Annotated in this window: 20 protein-coding genes; 10 read left to right on the top strand and 10 right to left on the bottom strand. The window is 68.8% G+C overall.

Going from position 1 to position 26,277, the window contains the following annotated elements; all coding sequences use genetic code 11:
• Positions 1 to 120: 120 nt before the first annotated feature.
• Entirely contained in the window at positions 121 to 831 is a 711-nt protein-coding gene (locus IU450_RS32075) for an alpha/beta fold hydrolase (RefSeq protein WP_195153458.1), read from the top strand.
• Positions 832 to 876: 45 nt separating this feature from the next.
• On the opposite strand, the gene uvrA is transcribed toward IU450_RS32075, so the two are convergent.
• On the bottom strand, positions 877 to 3,843 hold the full coding sequence (gene uvrA, locus IU450_RS32080; RefSeq protein ID WP_195153459.1) for an excinuclease ABC subunit UvrA: 2,967 nt from the start codon (positions 3,841 to 3,843) through the stop codon (positions 877 to 879).
• A gap of 531 nt (positions 3,844 to 4,374) precedes the next feature.
• Here uvrA and IU450_RS32085 point away from each other — a divergent pair.
• Positions 4,375 to 5,931: a GAF domain-containing protein gene (locus tag IU450_RS32085; protein WP_195153460.1), complete on the top strand. Its 1,557-nt coding sequence runs from the start codon at positions 4,375 to 4,377 to the stop codon at positions 5,929 to 5,931.
• 3 nt (positions 5,932 to 5,934) lie between these two features.
• Here the strand turns inward: IU450_RS32085 and IU450_RS32090 are convergent, their stop codons facing one another.
• Positions 5,935 to 6,762 carry a sigma 54 modulation/S30EA ribosomal C-terminal domain-containing protein gene (locus IU450_RS32090; protein WP_324197901.1) on the bottom strand — a complete coding sequence of 276 codons (828 nt, stop codon included), beginning with the start codon at positions 6,760 to 6,762 and terminating at the stop codon, positions 5,935 to 5,937.
• Positions 6,763 to 6,883: 121 nt separating this feature from the next.
• Complete coding sequence (locus tag IU450_RS32095; RefSeq protein WP_195153572.1) at positions 6,884 to 8,026, bottom strand: beta-ketoacyl synthase N-terminal-like domain-containing protein; 1,143 nt, start codon at positions 8,024 to 8,026, stop codon at positions 6,884 to 6,886.
• A gap of 278 nt (positions 8,027 to 8,304) precedes the next feature.
• Between IU450_RS32095 and IU450_RS32100 the strand changes: the two genes are divergently transcribed.
• The 3 genes from IU450_RS32100 to IU450_RS32110 all read left to right on the top strand — a co-directional run bounded on the left by IU450_RS32100 (position 8,305) and on the right by IU450_RS32110 (position 12,409).
• Complete coding sequence (locus IU450_RS32100) at positions 8,305 to 9,654, top strand: diguanylate cyclase domain-containing protein (RefSeq protein WP_195153461.1); 1,350 nt, start codon at positions 8,305 to 8,307, stop codon at positions 9,652 to 9,654.
• A 13-nt stretch (positions 9,655 to 9,667) separates the two neighbouring features.
• Positions 9,668 to 10,027, top strand: coding sequence for an antibiotic biosynthesis monooxygenase family protein (locus tag IU450_RS32105; protein ID WP_195153462.1), 360 nt, complete (start codon positions 9,668 to 9,670; stop codon positions 10,025 to 10,027).
• An 84-nt stretch (positions 10,028 to 10,111) separates the two neighbouring features.
• On the top strand, positions 10,112 to 12,409 hold the full coding sequence (locus IU450_RS32110; RefSeq protein ID WP_416382926.1) for a HelD family protein: 2,298 nt from the start codon (positions 10,112 to 10,114) through the stop codon (positions 12,407 to 12,409).
• Between the two features lie 84 nt (positions 12,410 to 12,493).
• Here IU450_RS32110 and IU450_RS32115 read toward each other — a convergent pair whose 3' ends face one another.
• From IU450_RS32115 to IU450_RS32125, 3 genes are all read right to left on the bottom strand, one after another.
• Entirely contained in the window at positions 12,494 to 12,946 is a 453-nt protein-coding gene (locus IU450_RS32115; RefSeq protein ID WP_195068594.1) for a universal stress protein, read from the bottom strand.
• Between the two features lie 497 nt (positions 12,947 to 13,443).
• Positions 13,444 to 13,857 carry a DoxX family protein gene (locus IU450_RS32120; RefSeq protein ID WP_195153463.1) on the bottom strand — a complete coding sequence of 138 codons (414 nt, stop codon included), beginning with the start codon at positions 13,855 to 13,857 and terminating at the stop codon, positions 13,444 to 13,446.
• A gap of 28 nt (positions 13,858 to 13,885) precedes the next feature.
• A complete protein-coding gene (locus IU450_RS32125; protein WP_195153464.1) occupies positions 13,886 to 14,788 on the bottom strand; it encodes a DUF6597 domain-containing transcriptional factor in 903 nt (300 codons plus the stop codon).
• Positions 14,789 to 14,840: 52 nt separating this feature from the next.
• On the opposite strand from IU450_RS32125, the gene IU450_RS32130 reads away from it, so the two are divergent.
• Positions 14,841 to 15,311: a VOC family protein gene (locus IU450_RS32130; RefSeq protein WP_181720071.1), complete on the top strand. Its 471-nt coding sequence runs from the start codon at positions 14,841 to 14,843 to the stop codon at positions 15,309 to 15,311.
• Between the two features lie 62 nt (positions 15,312 to 15,373).
• Here the strand turns inward: IU450_RS32130 and uvrB are convergent, their stop codons facing one another.
• Positions 15,374 to 17,563, bottom strand: a complete 2,190-nt coding sequence (gene uvrB / locus IU450_RS32135; RefSeq protein ID WP_195153465.1) for an excinuclease ABC subunit UvrB — start codon at positions 17,561 to 17,563, stop codon at positions 15,374 to 15,376.
• 590 nt (positions 17,564 to 18,153) lie between these two features.
• Between uvrB and IU450_RS32140 the strand changes: the two genes are divergently transcribed.
• The gene (locus tag IU450_RS32140; RefSeq protein ID WP_195153466.1) at positions 18,154 to 18,795 is read left to right on the top strand and encodes a DUF402 domain-containing protein; all 642 of its coding nucleotides are present in this window, start codon (positions 18,154 to 18,156) and stop codon (positions 18,793 to 18,795) included.
• Between the two features lie 57 nt (positions 18,796 to 18,852).
• On the top strand, positions 18,853 to 19,377 hold the full coding sequence (locus tag IU450_RS32145; RefSeq protein ID WP_043689619.1) for a DUF402 domain-containing protein: 525 nt from the start codon (positions 18,853 to 18,855) through the stop codon (positions 19,375 to 19,377).
• 359 nt (positions 19,378 to 19,736) lie between these two features.
• Here IU450_RS32145 and coaE read toward each other — a convergent pair whose 3' ends face one another.
• Entirely contained in the window at positions 19,737 to 20,948 is a 1,212-nt protein-coding gene (gene coaE / locus IU450_RS32150) for a dephospho-CoA kinase (RefSeq protein WP_195153467.1), read from the bottom strand.
• A gap of 1,415 nt (positions 20,949 to 22,363) precedes the next feature.
• Complete coding sequence (locus IU450_RS32155) at positions 22,364 to 23,128, bottom strand: TetR/AcrR family transcriptional regulator (RefSeq protein WP_324197902.1); 765 nt, start codon at positions 23,126 to 23,128, stop codon at positions 22,364 to 22,366.
• A gap of 85 nt (positions 23,129 to 23,213) precedes the next feature.
• Here IU450_RS32155 and IU450_RS32160 point away from each other — a divergent pair, with 85 nt between their 5' ends.
• A complete protein-coding gene (locus IU450_RS32160; RefSeq protein WP_195153469.1) occupies positions 23,214 to 23,891 on the top strand; it encodes an NAD(P)-dependent oxidoreductase in 678 nt (225 codons plus the stop codon).
• Positions 23,892 to 24,045: 154 nt separating this feature from the next.
• On the top strand, positions 24,046 to 24,585 hold the full coding sequence (locus IU450_RS32165; RefSeq protein WP_195153470.1) for a hypothetical protein: 540 nt from the start codon (positions 24,046 to 24,048) through the stop codon (positions 24,583 to 24,585).
• A gap of 71 nt (positions 24,586 to 24,656) precedes the next feature.
• Here the strand turns inward: IU450_RS32165 and rpsA are convergent, their stop codons facing one another.
• On the bottom strand, positions 24,657 to 26,123 hold the full coding sequence (rpsA, locus tag IU450_RS32170) for a 30S ribosomal protein S1 (protein ID WP_195153471.1): 1,467 nt from the start codon (positions 26,121 to 26,123) through the stop codon (positions 24,657 to 24,659).
• Between the last annotated feature and the right edge of the window lie 154 nt (positions 26,124 to 26,277).

Here is a 26,277-nt window from a genome sequence, read left to right on the forward strand (position 1 = left end):
CAGCGCCCTCTACCCGATCCATCCAGGATTTCGAAGCGCGGCCGGAAATTTATGGGCGAAATACCTATGGGGACAACGATGTTTAGGAAATATCCCAACGGGTAGGGCACAGTTGAGTCCATGGCTTCTCGGATTCTTCTCGCTCCCGGATTCTGGCTCGGTGCATGGGCGTGGGACGAAGTCGCGCCCGATCTGCGCCGGCGGGGCAACGAGGTGCTGGCGCTCACGCTGCCCGGTCTGGAGGCGACCGACCCCGATCGGTTGTCGGCCACTCTGGAGTCCCAGGCCGAGGCCATCATCGGCGCGGTGCCCGCGGGCGAGACCGTCGTGCTCGTCGCGCACTCCGGTGGTGCGGCGCCCGCCTATCTCGCCATCGACCGTGCGCCCGACCTGTTCCGCCGGGCGATCTACGTCGACAGCGCGCCGCTGCCGAACGGGTTCGTCATCAACTCCGCGCTGGACGCCGCCGTGCGCGAATGGAACCTGCCGGACTGGTCCGAACTGGAGGCCGAGGGCAGCAGCCTGGCGGGCTTGGACGAGACCGCCTTGGCGCGCTTCCGCGACCGGGCCGTCTCGGAGCCGGCGTCCGTCGCGGGCGCGCCGCTGCGATTGAGCGATTCGGCCGCGCGGCTGGCCGTCCCCACCACCGTGATCTGCAGCAGCATGACCGCCGAGCTGGTCAAGAAGCTGCGCGACAACGGTGAAGCGGCGATCTTCGCCGAACTGGCCCGCATCGACGCCGAATACGTCGACCTGCCCACGGGGCACTGGCCGATGTGGTCCAAGCCGAAGGAACTGGCCGAACTGATCCACACCATCGCCAACCGCTGACCGAAGCGGCGCGGCCCGTGCGATCCGGGCCGCGCCGCGCGATGGTCAGCCGACCGGTGCCGTCTTCTTCGCCACCCGCTTGGTCGCCTTCGCTGCCGCTTTCTTCGCCGGAGCCTTCTTCGCCGCGGCCTTCTTCGCGGCGCTCTGCGGCGCGGGCCGCGCGTCCAGCACCTCTTTCAGGAACTGGCCGGTGTAGCTGTCCTCGACGGCCGCGATCTCCTCCGGCGTGCCCTCGGCGACGACCGTGCCGCCGCCGGAGCCGCCTTCCGGGCCCATGTCGATCACCCAGTCGGAGGTCTTGATGACGTCCAGGTTGTGCTCGATGACGATCACCGTGTTGCCCTTGTCCACCAAGCCGTTGATGACGTTGAGCAGTTTGCGGATGTCCTCGAAGTGCAGACCGGTGGTCGGCTCGTCGAGGATGTACACGGTGCGGCCGGTGGACCGCTTCTGCAGCTCAGCGGCCAGCTTCACCCGCTGCGCCTCGCCACCGGAGAGGGTGGGAGCGCTCTGACCGAGGCGCACGTAACCGAGCCCGACGTCCACCAGGGTCTTGAGGTAGCGGTGGATCGAGGTGACCGGTTGGAAGAACTCGGCGGCCTCCTCGATGGACATGTCCAGCACCTCGGCGATGGTCTTGCCCTTGTAGTGCACCTCGAGGGTTTCCCGGTTGTAGCGGGCGCCGTGGCAGACCTCGCACGGGACGTAGACGTCCGGCAGGAAGTTCATCTCGATCTTGAGCGTGCCGTCACCGGAGCAGGCTTCGCACCGCCCGCCCTTGACGTTGAACGAGAACCGGCCCGGCTGGTATCCGCGCACCTTCGCCTCGGTGGTGGCCGCGAACAACGTGCGGATCTTGTCGAAGACGCCGGTGTAGGTGGCCGGGTTGGACCGTGGCGTCCGACCGATCGGCGACTGATCCACCTGCACCAGTTTGTCCAGGTGATCGAGCCCGTTGACCCGGGTGTGCCTGCCGGGCACCTGCCGCGCGCCGTTGAGCCGGTTCGCCAGCACCGTCGCCAGGATGTCGTTCACCAGCGTCGATTTGCCCGAGCCGGAGACGCCCGTCACCGAGGTGAGCACGCCGAGCGGGAACGCGACGTCGATCCCCCTGAGGTTGTGCTCGCTCGCCCCCACCACGGTGAGCTGCCGCTTCTTGCCGACCGGGCGGCGCACCAGCGGCACCTCGATCCGCTCCCGGCCGGACAGATACGCTCCGGTCAGCGAGTTCGGGTCGATGAGCAGCTCTTCGTAGGGCCCGCTGTGCACAACGGTGCCGCCGTGCTCGCCGGCGTACGGGCCGATGTCGACCACCCAGTCCGAGGCGCGGATGGTGTCCTCGTCGTGCTCGACCACGATCAGCGTGTTGCCGAGATTGCGCAGCCGCGTGAGGGTCTCGATGAGCCTGCGATTGTCCCGCTGGTGCAGGCCGATCGACGGTTCGTCGAGCACGTACAGCACGCCGACCAGCCCGGAGCCGATCTGGGTGGCGAGCCGGATCCGTTGCGCCTCACCGCCGGAGAGCGTGGCCGCCGCGCGCGACAGCGTCAGGTACTCCAGACCGACGTCGAGCAGGAAGCCGAGCCGTGCCTGCACCTCCTTGAGCACCTGCCCGGCGATCGCCGCCTCGCGCTCCCCCAGGGTGAGCGAGTTCAGGAACGCCGAGCACTCGCCGATGGACAGGTCACTGACGTCGGCGATGGACTTCTTGTCGCCCGCGGCGGCGATGGTGACGGCGAGGATCTCCGGGCGCAGCCGGGCGCCGTTGCACACCGGGCACGGGATGTCGCGCATGTACCCGTCGTAGTGCTCTTTCATCTGCTCGGACTCGGTGCTCTCCATGCGCCGCTGCAGGAACGGCATCACGCCCTCGAAGTCCGCGTAGTACGAGCGCTTGCGCCCGTAGCGGTTGGTGTAGGACACGTGCACCTGGTCGGCGCTGCCCTCCAGCACCGCCTTGCGCGCCTTCGGCGGCAGATCCTGCCACGGGGTGTCCATGGAGAAGCCGATGGCATCGGCGAGACCGGACAGCAGCCTGGTGAAGTACTCGGCGGTCTGGCCACGCGACCACGGCGCGATGGCGCCGTCGTTCAGGCTCAGCGCCGGGTCGGGCACCACCAGTTCCGGGTCGACCTCCTTGCGGATGCCCAGGCCGGTGCAGTCCGGGCACGCGCCGTAGGGCGAGTTGAACGAGAACGAGCGCGGCTCCAGGTCCTCGATGTCCAGCGGGTGACCGTTGGGGCAGGCGAGGCGCTCGGAGAAGCGGCGCTCCCGGTCGTGCGCGTGCTCGTCGCGATCGACGAAGTCGAGCACCACGATGCCGTCGGCGAGCCGCAGCGCGGTCTCGATCGAATCGGTCAGGCGCTGCTTGGAATTCGGCTTCACCGCCAGCCGGTCGACCACCACCTCGACGTCGTGCTTCTCCTGCTTCTTCAGCTTCGGCGGATCGGTGAGCGGATACACCACGCCGTCGACCCGCACGCGGGAGTAGCCCTGGGTGTTCAACTGGTCGAACAGGTCGACGAACTCGCCCTTGCGAGTGCGCACCACCGGAGCGAGCACCTGGAAGCGGATGCCCTCCTCCATCGCCAGCACCTGGTCGACGATCTGCTGCGGCGTCTGCTTGGCGATCAGCTCGCCGCACACCGGGCAGTGCGGCGTGCCGGCCCGCGCGTAGAGCAGCCGCAGGTAGTCGTAGACCTCGGTGATGGTGCCCACGGTCGAGCGCGGATTGCGGTTGGTCGACTTCTGGTCGATGGACACCGCGGGCGAGAGACCCTCGATGAAGTCGACGTCGGGCTTGTCCATCTGGCCGAGGAACTGCCGCGCGTACGCGGACAGCGATTCGACATAGCGCCGCTGCCCCTCCGCGAAGATCGTGTCGAAGGCCAGGCTCGACTTTCCGGAGCCGGACAGACCGGTGAACACGATGAGGCTGTCGCGGGGCAAGTCGAGATCGACACCCTTGAGGTTGTGCTCCCGAGCTCCGCGCACAGTGAGGCGTTCCGCCACAGGTCGTCCCTTCTCCTTCGTGTTCGGCGTCCAGACATACCCCCGGCCGCCATGCTAGGCATGGGCACCGACAAGTTTCGCGGACCGCCCGTCACCTCGACGAATGGCGGGAACCCGGCGGCCGGACGTTACGGATCGAGCCGGGGAAACTGGCAAGGACGCCCCCGTAGCATCGCCCTCCCGGCGCCCCTGGTCAACAGCGGGACGGTCCTCGTCATTCCCCTCGCCGCCCGCCGTTCCGCCGCCGCGACCGCGCGGCTGAGGCCGATGACCGCGGCAACGGTCGATCCCGGGTTGCGGGTGGAGGGCAGTTGTCCGAGGCCCGCCTCGGCGGCGAGTGCTCGAGGTCACGCTCCCGCTCGTGTGCGGAAGAACCTGCCGAGTACCGCCGTCGCGGTCCGGGCATCGGCACAGCGCTGCCGGGAATTCGTCCAGCGGCCGACCTCGGTCGGTCGACTTCGCCGCGTGCGCACCGGCTGCCGACTAGACTGAGCCCGCTGTGCGCATCTCACCGGCCTCCCCGGCTTCTTCATGACGGACGTCACTCCCGCCCTCACGTCGACGGTGCTCGACACCCTGCGCGCCCTCGTGCGCGCGGCCACCCGCCTGGTCGACGCCCGCTACGGCGCGCTCGGCGTCCGCGGACACGATCATCAACTGGTCGAATTCATCTTCCAGGGGATCGAGGACACGACGACCGCCCATATCGGCCGGTCTCCCGAGGGACAAGGCGTCCTCGGACTGCTGTTCCTGCACCCGGAACCGATCCGGCTGGACGATCTGTCGAAACATCCCGCATCCGTCGGGTTTCCGCCCAACCACCCGCCGATGGGCAGTTTCCTCGGCGTCCCGGTGCGGATCGGCGAGGAGATCTTCGGCAATCTCTACCTCACCGAGAAGGCGGGCGGGCAACCGTTCACCGACGACGACGAGGCCGTCGTGCTGGCGCTGGCCGCCGCGGCGGGCATCGCCATCGAGAACGCCAGACTGTACGAATCCGCGCGGACCAGGCAGGCGTGGATCGAAGCCACCCGGGACATCGCGACCGAGTTCCTCGCGGGCACGGCGCCGGACCTGGTGCTCGCGCAGGTGGTCGCGCGCGCCCGCGCGCTGACCGGCTCGCAGCAGGCGTTGCTGGCCGTGGTCGCGCCCGCGACGCCGCCCGACGAGGCCACCGAACTCGTTGTGGCGCAATGGTTCGGTCCCGGCCCGGGTCCGGAGCGGGTGCGTATCCCCGGCACCGCCACCGGCACGGCGTTCACCGAGCGTGCGCCGGTGCAGGTGACCGACGCCGGAGCGGTCGATCTCGGCGCTCCGGTCGGCTCGGCGGGGCCCGCGCTGGTGCTGCCGTTGCAGACCGCGGATCTCGTGCTGGGTGTGCTGATCATCGTCCGCCCGCCCGGTTGTGCCCCGTATTCCGGCGAACTGATCGAGCTGACCGCCGCGTTCACCGATCAGGCGGCGCTGGCCATGCAACTGGCCGAGACCCAGCGCAGGATGCGTGAGCTCGACGTCCTCGCCGACCGCGACCGCATCGCGCGCGATCTGCACGACCATGTCGTGCAACGGCTGTTCGCGGTCGGGCTCGGGCTGCGGGCCACCGCGGCCCGCACCGACGATCCGGAAGTGCGGCAACGACTTTCGGCGGAGATGGATGGCCTGCAGGAGGTCGTGCAGGAGATCCGCACATCGATCTTCGACCTGCACGGCGGCGACCCGCTGCGGCGGCGGCTCGAGGACGCGATCCGCCAGCAGACCGCCGATGGCGCGTTCCGGGCCAGCGTGCGATTCTCCGGACCGCTGTCGGTCGTGGGCGACGCGCTCGCCGACCACGCGGAAGCCGTGGTGCGCGAATCGGTGAGCAACGCGGTGCGCCATTCCGGCGGGAACCGGCTCGCCGTCGAGATCACCGTCGACGACGAGCTGACCGTTCTCGTCGAGGACAACGGCAAGGGCATGCCCGCGGAGGTGGTGCCGAGCGGACTGGCCAACCTCGCGCAGCGCGCGACCATGTCCGACGGCCACTGCACGGTGCGACCGGCCGAGCACGGCGGCACCAGGGTGCACTGGTCCGCGCCGCTGGCCTGACGATCAGACGGACGCCACCAGGGCCAGATCGCCGTCGTGCCGCCGGTACAGCAGCCCGCCACGCCCGCTGTCCGGGTCGGTGCAGAACAGGAACGGCAACCCCTTGCGGCACAACATGTTCGCCGCTTCGGCCGAGTCCAGGCACGCCGCCGGTTCGGCGTCTACGACGATCGACGGGGTGCGGTGGACCATTTCCGGTGACCAGATCGGCGGATAGGTCGCGCGCCGGCGGATGAGTCGCACGCCCGGCGCCGCCCAGTGCACCACCGCGTCCTCGCCGGTGTCGGCGTCGGTGAACAGATGGGCCTCGTAGTCCATCGCGTCCAGGACCGCGACCGCATCGGCGGGCGTGCAGGTGGACAGGGTGACCTGCTTGCGGCGGACGATCGGACGCGGCTCGCCGGCCCAGGCCAGCGGGGGGCGGGCCGGATCCGGCCAGGTCCGCGGTTGTCCCGCGGTCAGGCGGGCCAGCCTGCGGTCCAAGCGCTCGGCGGCGAAGGTCACGGCGAAGCCGCGTGGCCCGGTGACCTGAACCCGGGTGACGACGTCCCGGTTGCGCACCTCGACCTGCACCACCGTGGGCCGCTCCACATCGGGCGGTGCGGTGAGACGCACCCGGGCGGGCGCGTCGAGATGATGCCTGCGCAGGACGCGACCGACGGCTCGCACCGCCCGCGTCACGTCGATGGCGCCCACGTCTCCGCACGTGGTGACCGCTACTTCCGGGTCCGCGGCCGTCGTCCATTGTTCCGCCGCGAATCGCAGCTCCGAGGTGACCATCTGTAATGCCCCGCCTTCCAGATCGATCCGTTCCCACTCCCATGCCAGCACCGCGCCGGTGCGGCGAACAGGGCCGAAAGTCCCCTGCGGCGAAAAGGACTGTGGTAGGTGCGATTCGGGATCATCGAAATCCGAACCTCCGGGCGGCGGCGGTCATTCGGTCTCGCGACCCTCAGGCGGCCCCGAGCACCACGACGGAGTTGTTGCCGCCCATGCCGAGGGAGAGCTTCGCGGTGATACCGCCCTCGAACGTCGCGGGACCGTCCAGCAGCCGCGGATGCGCGGGGGCGACGATCGGCGCGGCGGGCACGATGCCGCGGTCGTAGCCCAGGGCGGCGGCCGCCACCTCGACGGCGGCCGCCGCACCTTGGCAGTGACCCGCCAGCGGCTTCAGCGCGTAGATGTGCGGGCGGTCGGCGAACAGGTGCTCCAGCAGATGGTGTTCGGCCGCATCGCACTGCCGCGTTCCGGTGCCGTGCGCGTTGAAGTAACCCACGTCCGCGGCGGCGACCCCGGCGTCGTCCAGCGCGCGCCGGACGCAGTCGAGGATCTGCTCGTGGGTCGGGTCCACCGAGACCACGTGGTAGGCGTCGTTGGACATGGCGCCGCCGAGTACCGCGGCGTAGGGCCGCTCGGCCGCACGGGTGAGGACGAACGCCACCGACGCCTCGCCCATGCTGAACCCGCGGCTGCCCTCCTGGAAGGGCCTGCACGCGTCCAGCGGTTCGGCGTCTGCCACCGCGGCGCCGAGCCGGACGAAGTGTTCGAGCATCTCCGGGGTGGCGGACAGGTCGGTCGCGACGAAGATCACGTCGTCGGCCATACCCGCGTCCAGCCAGAGCTTCGCGGTGAGCAGCGCGACGTTGGCCGAACTGCACGCGGCGGAGACGTTCATGGCCGGACCGTGGAAGCCGAACTCCTGCATCAGCATCGACACCGGCGTGGACGGCAGCAGCCGCAGGTAATCCCTGGACCGGCGGTAGCCCCCGTCGGCGAGGTAGAACTCGCGCCAGTCCACCACGTCGCCGAGCACGATGGCGTGTAGCAAGCCGACGGTGCGGCCGGGCCGCCAGCCGCGATCCTCGGCGTCGGCGACGGCTTCCCGTGCGGCCTCGTGCACGGCGCGCCCGTAACGGCTCGTGTGCAGTTCGGGGTCCCCGCCCTCCGGCACCAGCGACACCCACGCGTCCTCGTCGCGGCCCGGCCCGTAACCGGATTGCAGCGCCGCCGCCGACTTGCCGCTGAGCAAGCCGTCCCACAGCCGCTCACGTCCCCATCCGTAACCGGTGATCGCGCCGATCCCGGCGATGGTCATATGATCTCGCTGCCGCTGCGGATCCAATCGCGATCGCGCGGCGGTGTTCGGGTCGGCACCCGGCATGTATCGCTCCTTCGCCGGCTCCCCGGGCCGACCGAGCGGTCTGCCCTATCTCGACGCAGAAACCGGTGCCCCAATGATCCCCGGATCCGGCCCGAGAACGTGCCGGTACTGTGATCGAAGCAATACCGTGGACGATGTGATCTTGTACACGTCGATACCAGAATAATCCCGTGTTCCAATGGCCATAATTGGGTCGATGATCGGGGGTTCGAGTGGGTGACGACAAGCTAGCCGCCGCGGTCGACGCCGCCGAACAGCTGGCTGCGCGCTACCGCTCACTGGTCGAACACACCCCGGACGGGATCTGCGTGCACGAGCGCGGCCTGGTCGTCTACGTCAACCCGGCGACCGTCCGCCTGCTCGCCGCCGAGAACGCCGACGAGATCGTCGGCCGCCCGCTGACCGACTTCGTCCACCCCGCGTCCGTCCCCGCGATGCTCGACCGCATCGCCACCCTCACCACCGCGGGCGCGGCCTCGATCCCCGCCGAGATGACGCTGATGCGGGTGGACGGCGGCACCGTCCCCGTGGAGACGGTGTCGGTGCTGACCGCCTGGCACGACCGCCTCGCCTACCAGGTGGTGATCCACGACCTCACCGCCCAGCGCCACGCCGAGGCCGCGCAGCGCAGAGCCGAGCACTACTTCACCACCGTCGTCTCCCAGTTGGAGGAGGGCGTCGTGGTGATCGATCCGGAGGGCCGGATCGAGTCGATGAATCCGGCGGCCAAGCGCATCTTCGGGACCGAGGGCCCCGACGGGCAGGTCATCGGCCGCACCATCCAGTCGCTGCCGCTGGTGCTGCTGGACGCCAACGCCCAACCGCTGCCGCCGAGCCGCCATCCCGTGGCGCGCACGCTGGCCACGGGCGAGACCATCACCGGCTACATCTTCGGCGTAGACCGGGTGGACGGCCAGCGCCGCTGGTTGTCGGGCAGCAGCCGCCTGCTCAATCCCGGCGACCCGCGCTCGTCCGCGGTGTCCTCCTTCGCCGACATCACCGAATTCCGCGCCAGCAGGCGACAACTGGAGTACCAGGCCACGCACGACTCGCTCACCGGGCTGGCCAACCGCTCGCTGATCCTGTCCCAGCTGGCCGCCGCACTGGCCAGCACCGAGGAACTGCTGCCGGTGTCCACCGTGCTGTTCATCGATCTCGACGGGTTCAAGGCGATCAACGACACCCTGGGGCACGCCATCGGCGACACCGTGCTGCAGATCGTCGCCCAGCGGCTACAGCGCGCACTGCGCGGCGACGACATCGTCGGCAGGCTCGGCGGCGACGAATTCCTGGTGCTGCTGTCCGGGCGCACCCGCCGCGTCGACATCGAAGCGCTGGTGAGCAGGCTGCGCTCCACCATGGCCGAGCCGATCATCGCGCGCGGCCACCGGATCGAGGTGAACGCCTCGATCGGCGTCACCGAACTCGGCGTCGGCGACCGGCGCAGCCCGGAAGCCGTGCTGCACGACGCGGACCTGGCGATGTACCGCGCGAAGCCGCCGGGGCGCCGCGAAGGCACCGTCACCAAGGGCCGCAGGCCCAACAGCACCCACGCGTCCTGACCCGGAACCGCGCATGATCGTCGAACACGCCCTGCTGCCGGTTCGCCCCGAGCGCGCCGCCGAGTTCGAAGCCGCCTTCGCCGCGGCGCGCCCGATCATCGCGAGCATGCCCGGCTTCCGGTCGCTGTCGCTGTCGCGCGGCGTCGAGTCGCCCGGCAGCTATCTGCTCCGCGTGGAGTGGGACCGTCTCGACGATCACGTCGTCGGATTCCGCGGCTCGCCGGACTATCAGCGCTGGAAGGACCTGTTGCACCACTTCTACGACCCGTTCCCGGTGGTGGAGCACTTCACGCCGGTTCCGCTCCCCCTGGACGGCGTCGCGCCGCCCGGGCCCTCACCTGGGGATACGGCGAGCCCTCCGCAACCCCAGTAGACTCGACAACTCTGCTTTCCGAGCGTTCGCCTGCCCGGCCCGGGTAGTGTGCTCGCGCCTGTTCGCGGTGACAAGGAGTTCAGTTTGCCCGACCTCACTCAGGATCGTGCCGCCAGCGACGGCGCCCCCGAGCGGATCCGCGAGACCGATCAGGAACAGGCGTACCTGTCGGTGCTGTACGAGCGGCTCGACGAGATGCGCGACTACGCGCGCAACCGGTTGCGCACCGTGCTGCTGGAGACCGGCGGCACCCCGCAGGCCCGCAGCGAACGGGAGTCCTTCACCCAGCTCTACTCCGAGGATCTGGCGAAATACGATGCCGCGGAGCACGGCCTGTGCTTCGGCCGCATCGACCTCGACGGTGCGCAGGAGGAATACCGCTACATCGGCAGGATCGGCATCCTCGACGAGAAGGACGACTACGAGAGCCTCCTGCTGGACTGGCGCGCCCCGCTGGCGCGGCCGTTCTACCTGGCCACCACCGCGGCGCCGGACGGTGTGACCCGGCGCAGGCACATCCGCTCGCGCAACCGCAAGGTCACCGCGATCAACGACGAGTACCTGGACCTGGCGGCCGCGCGCCGGGCCGGCGTCACCGACACCGACGGCGGTGTCGGCAGCGAGAGCGCGCTGCTGTCGGCGCTCAACGCCGCCCGCACCGGCCACATGAACGACATCGTCGAGACCATCCAGCACGAGCAGGACGCGATCATCCGCTCCGAGCACAAGAGCGTGCTCGTCGTCCAGGGCGGGCCGGGCACCGGCAAGACCGCCGTCGCGCTGCACCGCGCGGCATACCTGCTCTACACCTACCGCCAGCAGCTGGCCAAGAGCGGCGTGCTGATCATCGGGCCGAACGCCACCTTCCTGGACTACATCGGCCAGGTGCTGCCGTCGCTCGGCGAGACCGGCGTCCTGCTGTCCACCATCGGCGACCTGTACCCGGGCGTGCGGGCGGTCCGGGAGGACTCGCTGCGCGCGGGCGAGATCAAGGGATCGCTGGCGATACTCGACGTGCTCAAGCAGGCGGTGCGCGACCGCCAAGAGGTGCCCGCGGAGCCGATCCGGCTGAGCTTCGACGGCTATCCGGTCACTCTGGACCGCAAGATCGCCACGAAAGCCCGCGGCCGCGCCCGCTCCTCACGCAGGCCGCACAACCTGGCCCGGCCGATCTTCGCGAGTTCGGTGATCGACGCGCTGACCGACCAACTCGCCCAGACCATGGGCGCCGACCTCTCCGGCGGCCCCAGCCTGCTCAGCTCGGCCGACCTCACCGAGATCCGCGACGAGATGCGGGCCGACCGGCAGATCCAGGCCGCGATCGCCGACCTGTGGCCGATCCTGTCCCCGCAGGACGTCCTGGCCGATCTGCTCGCCGACCCGAAGCGGTTGGACCGGGCCGCGAACTCACTGGACCCGGCCGACCGCGCCGAGCTGCTGCGCTCGGACGACGGGCAGTTCAGCGCCGCCGACGCGCCGCTGCTGGACGAGCTGGCCGAACTGCTCGGGGTGGACGACGCCGAAGAACGCGAGCGCGCCCGCCGCCGCTGGCGCGCCCAGATCGCCGAGGCGCAGGACGCTCTGGACATCCTCACCGGCTCCGCACCGCAGGATCTCGAGGACGAGCTCGACCCGGAGATCCTGATGGCCTACGACCTGATCGACGCGAGCCAGCTGGCCGAACGCCAGGACTTTCGCACTCGCCAGACGACCGCCGAGCGCGCGGCGGGCGATCGGACCTGGACCTACGGCCACGTCATCGTGGACGAGGCGCAGGAGCTGTCGGAGATGGCATGGCGCATGGTGATGCGGCGCATCCCGAACCGGTGGATCACCGTGGTCGGCGACGTCGCGCAGACCGGCGACCCGGCGGGCACCTCGTCGTGGCAGCGGATGCTGGAACCCTACGTCGCGTCCCGGTGGAAGCTGGCCGAACTCACCGTCAACTACCGCACCCCCGCCGAGATCATGGACCTCGCGGCCGACGTCCTCGCGGCGATCGACCCGACGGCCACCGCGCCGCGCTCGGTCCGCGAAACCGGCGTCCCGCCGCGCGCCTACCGGGTCGAGCCGGGCGACGTGCACGCGGAGATCGCCCGGCTCGTCGCCACCGAGACGGGGCCGGGCACCACGGCGGTGCTCGCGCCGCACGCGCTGGTGGAGCGGCTGGCCGACCTGGCGGGCGAGTCGGTGCGGGTCCTGACCGTGCACGAGGTCAAGGGCTTGGAGTTCGACGCGGTCTACCTGGTGGAACCGCAGGACATCCTCGCCGAATCGCCGCGCGGGCTCAACGACCTCTACGTCGCGCTGACCCGGGCCACCCAGCGGCTCGGCGTCGTGCACAGTGCGGATCTGCCCGGCGTACTCGCCCGGCTGCACTGACGCGGTTTCGCCACCGGAACGACGAAAGGCTCCGTCCCGCATCGCGGTTCGCGACGGGCACGGAGCCTTTCGGCTGGACGGGAATCAGCGCACGGTGTGCACGATCAGCACGTCCGAGCGGGACTTGCGCGCCACGTCGGAGGGCACCGACCCGAGCAGCCGTCCGGCCAGGGTGTTGAGGCCCCGGTTGCCGACGACCAGCAGGTCGGCGTCGACCTCCTTCATCAGCGACAGCAGCGACTCCACCGGCTCGCCGACGATGGCGCGCTCGACGATGTCGGCCGCACCCGCGGCGATCGCCTTGTCCCTGGCGATGCGCAGGATCTCGTTGGTCGGCGCGGAACCGCGTACCTGGTAGGCCTCCTCCTTGAGCACGTCGGCCGCGGCGGCGACGTCGCGGTCGTCGGTCGGGTAGTAAGCGCAGGCCACGACCAGGGTCGCGCCGGAGACGCCGGCCAGAGACCCGGCCTTCTCGACGGCGACGTACGACGAGTCCGAGCCATCGGTACCGACGACAATGGTCCGGTAGGCGGTCATTCTCTCCTCCAACTATGCGGTGGTCCGGTGCTGCGCGCGGTGTCGTCCCCGCTGGACGGGGGCGTCGGCGCGGCGACTGGGCTCGACCATAGCGGCAAACGGTACGGAAATTTCAGAAATCGCAAGACATCACACTCGGGGTGTTCCGCCATTCCCGCCGCGGATTCGCCAGGGAATGCCGGAAAGGCCTTACCAACCAGCGCAGACCCAATTCACCGGAACCAAACCTGTGATGTGCCACAACCGCCTCGAACAGTATTGCAGCCCTGGGATATTCGTCACAGAGCCAGGTCCGTCACAGGAAGATCGGCCCGCCGGGCCGGGTGAATCACGAGCCGGGACGGGCCGATCGGGCCCGGATCAGCGTGCCGCTACGGCCACTGCCGATAGTTTGCCCAGAATATGCCGAGAATCGCTCCGATGATGTCCATGGCTTCCTCTTCCTGCAGTAAAAAGGACGCGCAATATTAGCGCGCGGACGGGACTCCGCGGATGGACTAGAGGTCGAAAAGCGGCCCGGTGATGGTCAATCCGAGTTCGTCCACGTGGGCGAAGAACGCGAACAGCATCAGGGCGGCGCCGGTCAAGGCGAGGTCTTTGTTGAACTGGATCATCTCGCCCTGCTTGCCCTGCGGGTCGCTCTCCTGCCAGAACCGGTGCATCACGACGGCGGTCGACAGCAGTGTGACCGCCAGCAGCAGCGAACCGAGGTCGGCCCACACACCCAGCAGCACGCTCAGTCCGCCGAGACCGAACAGCACGCCCGAGCCCAACACCGACGCCTTCGCCATCGGGACGCCTTTGCTCTGCGCGTACCCCGCCATCGCTTCGGTCTGGGTGAAATGCCCGACGGCGGAAGTCAGGAACAGCACCGCGAACAACACCCGTCCGATCAACACCACGACATCCATGTCCGGCTCCTCGTCGACTGTCCGGCAACTAACCCTGCGTCGGCATGACCTTGGCAGTGACCTCGTTGCGGAAACGTAGCGAATTCTTGGCGTATTCCAGGGGTGCCATACCCACTTCCGCGGTGAACTCACGTGAGAAGTGCGCTTGGTCGAAATAGCCCAGTTCCGCGGCCAACGCGGCGAGATCCTCGATACGGCCTTTCGCGAGCAGATCGGCACCGTCCTGCAACCGGTAGCGCCGCAGCACCCATTTCGGCCCGGCGCCGACGTATCGGCGGAACATGCGCTGCAGCGTGCGGGCGGGCACATCGAACCGCTCGGCGATCTGATCGACCCTGGTGAGCTCCTGGTCGGTGGCCATCGCCTCGACGATGCGCAGCACCAACCGGTAGGTGGGGTCCGCGGCCGCAGGGCGCTGGGCGAGGTACTCCTCGACGGCGTCGCGGCGCTGCTCGACCGTCGGCGCGTCGAGCACCCGCTCGGTCAGGCCCGCGGCGTCGGGCAGCACGTCGGTGATGGGCACGGTGCGGTCGCGCAACGAGCCGACATCGAGGCCGGTGAACGCGCCGAAGCCGCCCGCACGGAAACGAATGCCGAATGTCTCGCCGAGCCCGCTGAGTTCGCGGATGAACTTCGTGGTGGTCACGCCGTTGACGAATCCGCCGGTGCGCGCGCCGGATCTTTCGAAGGTGACGTTCACACTCGGATACGACAGCACCTCCGCCCGGTACGGCGGCCTGCCGCGGAGGTCCCAGCGCACCGCCCAGTACCACTCCACGTAGCGGTCCACCGCCCGGCCCGGCGGCAATCGGACCAGCGAACGATGCTCGGCCTGTTGGTCCGGATGCAGGATCCCTTTGGTGTCGGTGGACGCCGGCGGATTGCGAGCCCGCGGCGGCTCACCGGACGACGATTCGACGCTACCGGGCACGGTGTCGCTTTCTTACAAGACCCATCGGTCGCCGCGGGCGAGAGTTGTGGTCATGACGAACACAGTGAATCCCATTGCCGACGGTTACCACTCGATCACTTGTTTTCTCGCGGTCGGCGACGGCAACAAGGCCATCGAGTTCTACACCGCCGTCTTCGGCGCCGAGGTGATCAGCCGCAACGATCTGCCCGACGGCCAGCCCGCGCACGCCGAGTTGAAGATCGGCGACTCGACCCTGCAGATGGGAATGCCCATCCCGGACAACGGCTTGCTGGCACCGAACGGCGAGTGGGTGCACACCTCGATCGTGCATTACTGCCCCGATGTCGACGCGGTCGTGCGCCGCGCCGTCGAACACGGCGCTCGCAACGTCGAGGAGCCGCAGACCTTCGTGACCGGCGACCGCTTCGGCGTCGTGATCGATCCGTTCGGCCACCGCTGGGCGGTGCTCACCAAGGTCGAGGACGTGCCGCGCGAGGAGGCCGAGCGCCGGGTGAACGAGTGGATGGCGACCCAGTCCTGACCCTCCGGCTGCCTCCGCGGTGACCCGGCTCCCGGCCCGCGGAGGCAGCGCCGGTGCGGCGCTCAACTCAATCCGGCGGCGTCCATGCCGCGCAGTTCTTTCTTCAGGTCCGCGATCTCGTCGCGCAACCGCCCCGCGAGCTCGAACTGCAACTCACGGGCCGCGTTCATCATCTGCGCGGTGAGTTCCTTCACGAGATCGGCGAGTTCGGCCCGGGGCATCGACTTGACGTCGCGGCCCTCGTACACGCCCGCGCTCACCGCGCGGCCGGGCTCGCCTTGCGCGCGCCTGCCGCGGCTGGCGTTGCGTCCGGAACCGCCGACCTCCACTTCCGTCTCGTCGGCCTCCCGGTACACCTGGTCGAGGATGTCGGCGATCCTCTTGCGCAGCGGCTGCGGATCGATGCCCATCTCTTCGTTGTAGGCGACCTGTTTCGCGCGGCGGCGCTCGGTCTCGTCGATGGCGAACTGCATGGAGTCGGTGATCTTGTCCGCGTACATGTGCACTTCGCCGGAGACGTTGCGCGCCGCGCGGCCGATCGTCTGGATCAGCGCGGTGGTGCTGCGCAGGAATCCTTCCTTGTCCGCGTCCAGGATCGCCACCAGCGACACCTCGGGCAGATCGAGCCCCTCGCGCAGCAGGTTGATGCCCACCAGCACGTCGTATTCACCGAGCCGCAGCTGCCGCAGCAACTCGACGCGCCGCAGGGTGTCGATCTCGGAGTGCAGATAGCGCACCCGAACCCCCAACCCGAGCAGGTAGTCGGTGAGGTCCTCGGCCATCTTCTTCGTCAGCGTGGTGACCAGGACGCGCTCATCGCGCTCGGTACGCCCCCTGATCTCGTGGATCAGATCATCGATCTGGCCCTTCGTCGGCTTCACCACGACCTTGGGATCGACCAGGCCGGTCGGCCGGATCACCTGCTCGACCACCTCGCCGCCGGTCTGCCCGAGTTCGTAGGGACCGGGCGTGGCCGACAGGTAGACCGTCTGCCCGATGCGATCGGCGAATTCCTCCCAGGTCAGCGGGCGGTTGTCCACGGCGGACGGCAACCGGAAGCCGTATTCCACCAGGTTGCGCTTGCGGGACATGTCGCCTTCGTACATGCCTCCGATCTGCGGGACGGTGTTGTGCGACTCGTCGATGACGAGCAGGAAGTCCTCCGGGAAATAGTCCAGCAGCGTCGCGGGCGCCGAGCCGGCCGGGCGGCCGTCGATGTGGCGCGAGTAGTTCTCGATACCGGAGCAGAACCCGACCTGGCGGATCATCTCCAGGTCGTACTGGGTGCGCATGCGCAGCCGCTGCGCCTCCAGCAGCTTGCCCTGGCGTTCCAGCTCCGCCAGCCGCTCCTCCAGCTCGGCTTCGATGTCGCGCACCGCGCGCTCCATCCGCTCCGGCCCCGCCACGTAGTGGGTGGCGGGGAAGATCCGCAGCATGTCGACTTGGCGGACCACGTCACCGGTGAGCGGGTGCAGGTAGTACAGCGCCTCGATCTCGTCGCCGAAGAACTCGATGCGGACGGCGAGCTCCTCGTAGGACGGGATGATCTCCACCGTGTCGCCGCGCACCCGGAAGGAGCCGCGAGTGAACGCCATGTCGTTGCGGGTGTACTGCACGTCGACCAGCAGCCGCAGCAGCGCGTCCCGATCGAGTTCGGTGCCCACCTGCAGCTGCACCGACCGGTCGAGATACGACTGCGGCGTGCCGAGGCCGTAGATGCACGACACCGAGGCGACCACCACCACGTCGCGCCGGGACAGCAGGCTGGAGGTCGCCGAATGGCGCAGGCGCTCGACGTCGTCGTTGATCGAGCTGTCCTTCTCGATATAGGTGTCGGTCTGGGCGATGTACGCCTCGGGTTGGTAGTAGTCGTAGTAGGAGACGAAGTACTCGACGGCGTTGTTCGGCAGCATCTCGCGCAGCTCGTTGGCCAGCTGGGCGGCGAGGGTCTTGTTCGGCGCCATCAGCAGCGTCGGCCGCTGTAGCCGCTCGATCAGCCAGGCCGTGGTGGCCGACTTTCCCGTGCCGGTGGCGCCGAGCAGCACCACGTCGCGCTCCCCCGCCTTGATCCTGCGCTCCAGCTCGGCGATCGCGGCCGGCTGGTCTCCCGCCGGCTGGTGTTCGCTGACCACCTCGAACCGGCCGCCGACGCGCTGGATCTCGCCGACCGGACGGAACTCCGAGTGTGCGAGCGGCGGCTCGGCCGCCCTGCCCTCGAAGCCCTCCGCCGGAATCTCGGTTGCGAATGCCATGCTCACCAGCCTAGGCCGAGCCACCGACAGATTCCCGGGGGACGGCGATGGTCCCGACCCGGCCACCGGGCACGGGAGCCGCGCGTCGCGGGGCATGTGCAACGGATCACGTTCCCGCCGCCCGGCGACCACTCGCCGCCGAGGCCACAGCGACGGCGCTTGCCGAGCGCTCCGCGACTACACCCGGGGCGCTGGGGCGGTGGCGAACGACTCGAGCGGCGGTGGCCGCCGGACGGAATCATGGATGGGCGGCACGTAGGGGGGGTACACCGAAATCGATGACTCACGAGCACTTGTCGGACAGATGCGTCCGCATCGCCAACGACTCCGCGTCCGCATCGCCAACGACTCCGCGTCCGCATCGCCAACGACTCCGGCTGCCCGGCGACTACCGCGCAGGATGCGCGAGCGCGTGTGTCACGCCGTCCGCACAACCCGGGAAAGCCCGCGGGGATGAGATGGTTACGTGTCCGAAATGTCCGTTGCCGCAATATGTTTCGTGTTCGAGAACAGCTTGCCGTGAACCGCTCGGCGACCCTGCGCCAGGTGTAACCTGATCTGATTGTTCGGACGTGGTGAAGGACAAAGCCATGAGCGGTCTGCTTCCATTGCTCGTCGCCGTGCCGGCCGTCACCGGCCTCGCCGGGTACGTCGCCAGAGATCTCCGCGCGGTAGTGCCCTCCGTCACCGGCGCCGCCCCACCGGGGTCGATCGCCCCGGCCACCCCGGCACCGCACCGGCCGAGAGTGGAGTTCTTCAATCTGGCCGAGCTCACCAATACCGATGCCAAAGGCTTCGTCCGCCCGGTCGAGCGTTTCCACGTCGAGCCGTGGGGCCTGTACATGGCGCGCGCGGTCGGCGGGCCGGACTCGCACTATCTCGAATCGTGGTTGCTGCCGGAACTCTCGTTGCGGGCGACCCTGGCCAGGACCAATCCGGCGCACCACCGGGACCCGGTCTATCGACTCGACATCGCCGAGTTCACCCGGATCGGCCCGAAGCGCTGGAAGGCGGTGGACCAGTACCTGGACATCGCCGTGCGTCCCGGCCGCAGCGCCGAACTCCTCGGCGTGGACGAGCTGCTCGCCGCGCACGCCGCCGGACTGGTCGACACCGCGCAGGCGCACCGGGCCTTCGAGCAGGCCACAGCGGTGCTCGACGGCCTGGCCGCGCACGACCACCGCGTGGAGGACTGGCTCGCCACGCGCGGCATCACCCTCACCTGGATGTAGCTCACCGGTTACCGCGCCCGACTCGACGCGCCGGGCGCGACGGTAGATTCTTGATGCATGACGCAGGCACCTACCGTCGACGTGCACCGGCCCAAAGTCGAGTACTTCAGCATCGCGGATCTGACGAACACGGATCCGAAAGGCTTCGTGCGCCCGGTCGAGAAGTACCGCGTCGAGCCGTGGGGCCTTTACATGGCGCGCACCTCGGATCATCCGCAATTCCACTACATCGAGTCGTGGTTGCTGCCGAAGCTGCACCTGCGCGCGACCATCTTCCACTACCTGCCCGCGCATCGGCGCGACCAGGACTACTACCTCGACGTCGGTGACTTCACCGTGGTCGGCCCGAAGAAGTGGAAGGCCGTCGATCACTACCTCGACATCGTCGTGCGCTCCGCGCGCGACACCCAACTGCTCGATGTCGACGAACTGATCGCCGCGCACGCCGCCGGATTGATCACTCTCGCCGACGCCGAGGCCGCCGTCCAGCACGCCACCGCCGCCATCGACGGCATCGCCGCCAACGGCCACACCCTCGAGGGCTGGTTGGACACCATGGACATCACGCTGACCTGGCTGTAGCCCCCTCGCTCTTCGCCGAACCCTCGGCTACACGCTTCGGCGGACGGCTTCTCGGCACCGCGCGACCGAATCATGGCCGAGTCGCGCGTCGACGGCCGGTACGACTCGGTGCTGGTGTCCGACGCCGACGGCACCGCCTACCCGAGCGCGGGCGTGCTCCGCGAGACCGTGGAGCCCAGCGCCTGAATTCAGCTGGGGCGATCCGGCGGGCGACGGCGGTGTGACATCGGATTCGTGGTCACGGCGACTTTCACCGACACCCCGACGGGAAGACCAGCATGCGCTTCCGCCGGGCCGCTCAGCGCCCAAGACGGCGCGGAGGGCTGGAGACAGAGCCTCTCCCGCGCTCGGCGGGACCGTCAGGGCGTCGGCGAGTCCCGCCAGGCCAAGGCCCTCGGGTAGGCGGCGTCGAACCACGGCTCCTTCACATCGAGGTAGGCCGAGGTCGCCTCCGCGCCGGTCAGACCCGCCGCCTTGGCCTCGCCCTCGCGCTTCACGGCGAGGTACTCCGCGCGTGCGGCGTCGTCGGCACGCAGCCAGTCCCGCAGCAGTAGCGCGTATTGCTGGCCGGGTGAGCCCTCGACCCGTACGTGCACGTTGGCCAATCGGCCCGGGTCGGCGTTCTGGTGGAAACGCTTGACCCACAGTGCGGTATCGACGCCCGCCGGGTCCTGCGGCGTCGGCTTGGGATTGTCCTGGGTGACCTCCGGCCGCACCGGGAACCCCGCGGCGCCGAGGGCGTCGCGCAGGCCGTCGGCGGCGGCCAGGTCGGCGACCGTGATCTGGAGATCGATCACGTCCTTGGCGGGCAACCCCGGCACCGAGGTGGAGCCGACGTGGTCGATGCGAGACGCGGCAGTGCCACAGGCCACCCACAGCCGGGCGATCAGCCGTTGCGCCTGCGCGGGCCAGTCGGGATCGGCGGGCACGAGCCGGATCTCCGTGCGGCGCGCGGGCGTCCCGGCGCGCAGGTTGCGCTCGAACGGCACCAAACGCTCCCCCCACAGTCGGCGCACCTCGGCTTCGACCGTGCCGGGCCCGCCACTGTTGTCCAGCAACACATCCGCAACAGCTCGTCGCTGTTCATCGGTGGCCTGCGCGGAAATACGCGCCCGCGCATCGGATTCGAGAACGCCGCGGAATTCCACCAGACGGCGAATTCGCGTTTCGGCGTCCACGTCGACGATGAGTACGAGATTCATCAACGGCGCGAGACCATTTTCCACCAGAAGCGGAATATCCTGCACGACGATCGCATCCGCGGGGGCGGCGGCGATCAATTCCGCGGTGCGCTTTCCGACAAGCGGATGCGTGATCGAGTTCAGTTTCGCGCGTGCCGCGTCGTCACCGAATGCCTTGGCCGCCAACGTGGGCCGATCGAGGCTGCCGTCCGCGGCCAGGATGTCGGCTCCGAACGCCGCCACCAGCGCGGCCAGGCCCTCGGTGCCCGGCTCGACGACCTCCCGTGCGATCAGGTCCGAGTCGATGACCACCGCACCGAGGTCGGCGAGTGCCCGAGCCACCGTCGACTTGCCCGCTCCCATGCCTCCGGTGAGGCCGATTCGTAACATTCGACCAGTCTCGCATCCGGGAGCGGCGCGCGCGTCCGCCGCCCCGAGCGCCACCCGGCCGCCTCGCTCGCGGCGGAAGCGGCGGCGAATCGGCCGGACAACGGGCAATCCGGTCGATTACCCGGTGCGACCGGGCATTCCACCTCTTGCGCGCCCTTTTGCCCGATCCGTGACTGCGCCGAGACCGATTCGCAACAATTCCGGACGTTTGCGGTTGTGCAGCCGTGCCTTTCCGACACGCCGAAGCAATTACTCGCGCAAAATACTCTGCCGAGCACTTTCGTTCCGCTAATCTTCGCCGTGGCGATCCAGGCCGACACCAGCGATGCAAAGGAACACCATTGGGCACCAGAATCAACCAGACGGGTCGCCACCGCCTGGGCATGGCGGGGCGAGTGCACTGCATTCGTATCCCTGCTGTCGCGGCGGCGCTCGCGGAGCACCGCCGCTCTTGGTTCACCGCGTTCATCAGTCCCGCGCGGCACAGTTTCGCTGCCATGCGGAACCGTCCGGCCGCACCCGCGGTCCGGTGGGTACCTGCTACCGCAAGCTGAACCCGAGTTCGAAGTGGCCCAGCCTCTCGCCAAGGCTGGGCCACTCTTTTGCGCGCCCGGACCCGGATTCGATGCGCCGCAAGGTGATCCGCCTGACCCATGGGGCAATGCCGCGGTCGGCCGATCTCGGGCATCACGGAAATGTAAGTACAGATGCAAGAACGGTCAGCCGGGCTACCGCAGGATGCGTCGATCGTTGCAGCACCTACCGCGAGTCCGATAGTCGGCGATTCGAAAATCCTCGCCCGCGCCCCGGTCACAGAACCACCAACGACCCCCGGCACTCGAGCACGGCGAAAATGCAGCCCGCACTCACCGATGAATTCCGGCACATCCGGACCCGAGCGGTGCTGCGGTCGATCCGAAACGACACGCGCATTGATCCCGGAAAGAATCGTATGGACCGGCTGGAAGACCACGCAGCATCGAACCGCCGATTCACCAATCGACCCGGAAATCGGTGACGGTGATGGCGACGGTACGCGCGGAATCCTGATATCGCGTGCGTGCACACTGCCGGACATTGCCGATTCTCGACGTGGCGTACTACCGGCAATCTCCCGCTCCACCGTCCGGCCGGTCCGCGTGGCAGTGGTCCATGTGGTCGAACTCCTGCTCGACGCGCTCGCCGTCAAGCTCGCGGACCAGCCGTCAACACGCTGGCGGCGCTCCGCTCGATACCCCCGATGCCGCCGCCGAGGTGCGCGCGGCCTGACCGCGCGGCAGCGCGAAGCGGCCGGGCAGCTCGACGGCCTGCGCGACGCGCCGCCACAGCGCATCGTCGTTGTTACGGAAGGCCTTTCACGACATCGCCCACGGCCCCGCCGAATCGGAGCCCCTCGCGGCGACACCGCAGGCGCGCTAGGTCACCAGCTCTCCGGTATCGCTGCCAGGCACCAGCATTCGCGCCGCAGAGGCAGTTTGCTGAAAGCCGAGCGAGCGAACGAGATCCCGCATCTCGGCGCGGAAAAGCTTTCCCGGATCCTGTGTTTGCGGGCGCAAGTGGCCGTACACCTCGAGCGCGATCAGCCCGTGCATCCGGCCCCACATCCGCAGGGCGAGGGCGAGCGCGTCGGGAGGCAGATCGGGAAAGTCTGCCCGGACATGCTCGGCCAGTCTCTCGTCGAAATCGGACCACACGCAGTCACCCGTGGTCTGCGTAGCCGCGGCCCGTGGCCACGCGGCGGCCGCGAGACCGACCAGACCGGTACAGGCGCGTAATTCGGCCGCCGCGGCAGGTCCGCCCGGCGGCGGTCGATAGCCGGGCACCGGATCGCCGTAGATGAGGCGGAATTCGGCGGGCCGCTCGACCGCCCAACCACGCACGGCCTCGGCCCAGGCCACGATGCGGCCCGCCGGATCGTGCACCGCAACGGCATCTCGCGCCACCTCGAGCCGGTCCACCAAGGCGGTGTAGACGTCGGAGATGAGCGTGGAGATCAACTCGTCGCGGGTGGCGTAGTAGCCGTAGATCGCGCCGGCCGTCATCCCCATCTCGCGGGCGATGGCGCGCAGCGAGATCGCGTCCGGGCCGCCCTCGGCGAGCAACCGCATGGCGATTGTCTTGATGTCCTCCAGCGCCTGCGCGCGCAAGCGCTCTCGGCGACTCCTGACGATCTCGGCCACGGTTGACACTCTACAGCGTTGGGCTACTATCACCCGTGCCGTTACTGAACGGCGTGTAGTAAGTGAACGGGATGAAGGAGCAGTCGTGGACATCGGGGTTTTCGGAGCGACCGGCGTCATCGGTTCGCGGGTCGTCGGCGAAGCACTGCGGCGGGGACATCGGGTCACCGCCTTCACTCGCGACGCGGGGCGATTTCCCGCCGAACGCGGCGACGAGACCTGGGCGGTGGCCGACTGGCTGGACGCCGACAGCATCGCCGCGTCCATCGCCGGGCTCGACGTCGTCGTGAGCGCGGTGAACGCCGGACACGGCGTCGCCGACACCATCGCCAAGGCGGACGATTTCGTCGTCGGCGCGCGGGCGATGGTCGCAGCGCTCGACCGGCAGCCGCGGGTCCGGCTTATCGCGGTGGGCGGAGCGGGCAGCCTGGAGGTCGCACCCGGCGTGCAACTGCTGGACACCGGGGACGAGTTCACCCGCACCCTCACCGACGTGCTCGAGGTCCCGGCGGAATACGCCCGGGTGGTGCGCGCGCTACGCGACGCCTTGGACATCTATCGGCTGTCCAACCGTCATTGGACCTACCTGAGCCCCTCGTCGGGGCGGATCGATCCGGGCGAGCGCACCGGGCGCTTCCGGATCGGCGGCGATCAGCTACTGCTCGGCGGCGCGGACATCTCCGCCGAGGACGTGGCGGTCGCCCTCCTCGACGAAGCCGAGCAGCCCCGCTTCGTCCAGCGCCGCTTCACCGTCGGGTATTGAGAGGACGCCCGGACAGAAACGGATCACCGGGGTTGCCGGACGGAGGCCGCACACGACGGCGTTTCTGTCGGACCCCTCCGGCACAATAGAGCTTGTCGGACGTCGAACTGGTTGCCATGCAAAGTAATCCGCAACCGAGAGATAAGGGGCCACCATGCCCGACGTTCAAGCTTCGCCGTCCGACCGGCCCACCGTCGACCACGAAGAGCTCGTGGCCTTCGCGGCGGAGATCGAGCGGCACCGCGCTCTGCTGCGTAGTGCCGCGGAGGACTATCGGTGGCGCGTGGCCCAGCGGGTCGAGCACTTGGAACCGCCGGACCAGGAGCCGTGGCTGCGGCAGGCGGAGCAGTTCGTCGAGTCGCTGATGATCGACCCGATCCGGCACAGCACGCTGGATCTGGACGCCTACCGGGCCATCCGGGACGGCGTCCCCGTGCGGTACGACGTCGAACGCCGAAGCTACGTCCTGCCTCGTCCGGAGCGGGACCCGCTGCTGATCCGCCCCGGCTTGCCGGAGCACCGGCTGGGCGTCATCGCCCGGCTGGCTTCGCTCGGGTTGCGGCTCGAGCAGATCCAGGTCGTCGCGCTCACCACGGCCCAGATGGTGGCGCCGCACGAGGCAGCACGGCGGCCCGCACAAGCGCCACAGGTCAAGCGCGGCGCCACGAAACCCTCGCGGCGCGAAGCCGTCTGAAGGCGCTCATCGAAACAACTGTGCCCCAACCGGATTCCGGTTGGGGCACAGTCTGGTCTAACTATCGCCTATCAGGCGTTGCCGGACAGCTTCTCCCGCAGAGCCGCCAGCTGCGCGTCGCTGGCCAGCGAACCGCCGCCCGACTCGGCCTGGCTGGCGGAGGACTGCGAACCGCTCTCGGAGGAGTAGTTCGACGCGCCGCCGCCGTTCGCGGCCTCGGCCGCGGCGTCGGCCGCCATCTTCTCCATCTGCGCGGTGTGCATCTTGTGGCGACGCTCCGCCTCGGCGTAGCGGCCTTCCCACTCCTCGCGCTGCTTGTCGAAGCCCTCGAGCCACTCGTTGGTGTCGGGGTCGAAGCCCTCGGGGAAGATGTAGTTGCCCTGCTCGTCGTAGCTGTCGGCCATGCCGTACTTCGACGGATCGAACTCGGCGTGGTAGTCCTCGTTGGCCTGCTTGAGGCTCAGCGAGATCCGGCGACGCTCCAGGTCGATGTCGATGACCTTGACCATCGCGTCGTCGCCGACGGCCACGACCTGGTCCGGCACCTCGACGTGGCGCTCGGCCAGCTCGGAGATGTGCACCAGGCCCTCGATGCCCTCCTCGACGCGGACGAACGCGCCGAACGGAACGAGCTTGGTGACCTTGCCCGGCACGATCTGGCCGATCGCGTGGGTGCGGGCGAACTGACGCCACGGGTCTTCCTGGGTCGCCTTGAGCGACAGCGAGACGCGCTCGCGGTCCAGATCGACGTCGAGCACCTCGACGGTGACCTCGTTGCCGACCTCGACGACCTCGGACGGGTGGTCGATGTGCTTCCAGGACAGCTCGGAGACGTGCACCAGGCCGTCCACGCCGCCCAGGTCGACGAAGGCGCCGAAGTTGACGATCGAGGAGACCACACCCTTGCGGACCTGGCCCTTCTGCAGCTGGTGCAGGAACTCGCTGCGGACCTCGGACTGGGTCTGCTCCAGCCAGGCGCGGCGGGACAGCACCACGTTGTTGCGGTTCTTGTCCAGCTCGATGATCTTGGCCTCGATCTCCTTGCCGACGTACGGCTGGAGATCGCGGACCCGCCGCATCTCGACGAGCGAGGCGGGCAGGAAGCCGCGCAGCCCGATGTCGAGGATCAGGCCGCCCTTGACGACCTCGATGACGGTGCCCTTGACGGCCTCGTCCTTCTCCTTGAGCTCCTCGATGGTGCCCCACGCACGCTCGTACTGCGCCCGCTTCTTCGACAGGATCAGGCGGCCTTCCTTGTCCTCCTTGGTGAGAACAAGAGCCTCGACCTCATCGCCCACGGAAACGACCTCGTTGGGGTCGACGTCGTGCTTGATGGAGAGCTCACGAGAGGGGATGACGCCTTCGGTCTTGTAACCGATGTCGAGCAGGACCTCGTCGCGATCGACCTTGACGATGGTTCCTTCGACGATGTCGCCGTCGTTGAAGTACTTGATCGTGGCGTCGATGGCGGCGAGGAAATCCTCGGCGGAGCCGATGTCGTTGACGGCTACCTGCGGCGAGGTGACGGTGGTGGGCATATGTCGGTTTGCTCCGGACGGATTGTGGTCGGTTGCGGACATTGGAACTTTCGGTACGCTGCGATCTCACCGCGAAGTGTGAAGACGGACACTTAGGAACGTACCGCACGCGACGCGCGTGAAACTCAGCACGGTGTGAACTTCGGTACGGTTG

The organism is Nocardia abscessus (assembly GCF_015477775.1).
Taxonomy (GTDB): domain Bacteria; phylum Actinomycetota; class Actinomycetes; order Mycobacteriales; family Mycobacteriaceae; genus Nocardia; species Nocardia abscessus_A.

Bases quoted from the DNA above. Each gene is read 5' to 3' on its own strand.
- IU450_RS32075 (WP_195153458.1), top strand. From the start codon at position 121: ATGGCTTCTCGGATTCTTCTCGCTCCCGGATTCTGGCTCGGTGCATGG.
- IU450_RS32095 (WP_195153572.1), bottom strand. From the start codon at position 8,026: ATGACCATCGCCGGGATCGGCGCGATCACCGGTTACGGATGGGGACGT.
- IU450_RS32145 (WP_043689619.1), top strand. From the start codon at position 18,853: ATGACGCAGGCACCTACCGTCGACGTGCACCGGCCCAAAGTCGAGTAC.
- IU450_RS32140 (WP_195153466.1), top strand. From the start codon at position 18,154: ATGAGCGGTCTGCTTCCATTGCTCGTCGCCGTGCCGGCCGTCACCGGC.
- rpsA (WP_195153471.1), bottom strand. From the start codon at position 26,123: ATGCCCACCACCGTCACCTCGCCGCAGGTAGCCGTCAACGACATCGGC.
- IU450_RS32115 (WP_195068594.1), bottom strand. From the start codon at position 12,946: ATGACCGCCTACCGGACCATTGTCGTCGGTACCGATGGCTCGGACTCG.
- IU450_RS32105 (WP_195153462.1), top strand. From the start codon at position 9,668: ATGATCGTCGAACACGCCCTGCTGCCGGTTCGCCCCGAGCGCGCCGCC.
- IU450_RS32130 (WP_181720071.1), top strand. From the start codon at position 14,841: ATGACGAACACAGTGAATCCCATTGCCGACGGTTACCACTCGATCACT.
- coaE (WP_195153467.1), bottom strand. From the start codon at position 20,948: ATGTTACGAATCGGCCTCACCGGAGGCATGGGAGCGGGCAAGTCGACG.
- IU450_RS32120 (WP_195153463.1), bottom strand. From the start codon at position 13,857: ATGGATGTCGTGGTGTTGATCGGACGGGTGTTGTTCGCGGTGCTGTTC.
- IU450_RS32165 (WP_195153470.1), top strand. From the start codon at position 24,046: ATGCCCGACGTTCAAGCTTCGCCGTCCGACCGGCCCACCGTCGACCAC.
- uvrB (WP_195153465.1), bottom strand. From the start codon at position 17,563: ATGGCATTCGCAACCGAGATTCCGGCGGAGGGCTTCGAGGGCAGGGCG.
- IU450_RS32085 (WP_195153460.1), top strand. From the start codon at position 4,375: ATGACGGACGTCACTCCCGCCCTCACGTCGACGGTGCTCGACACCCTG.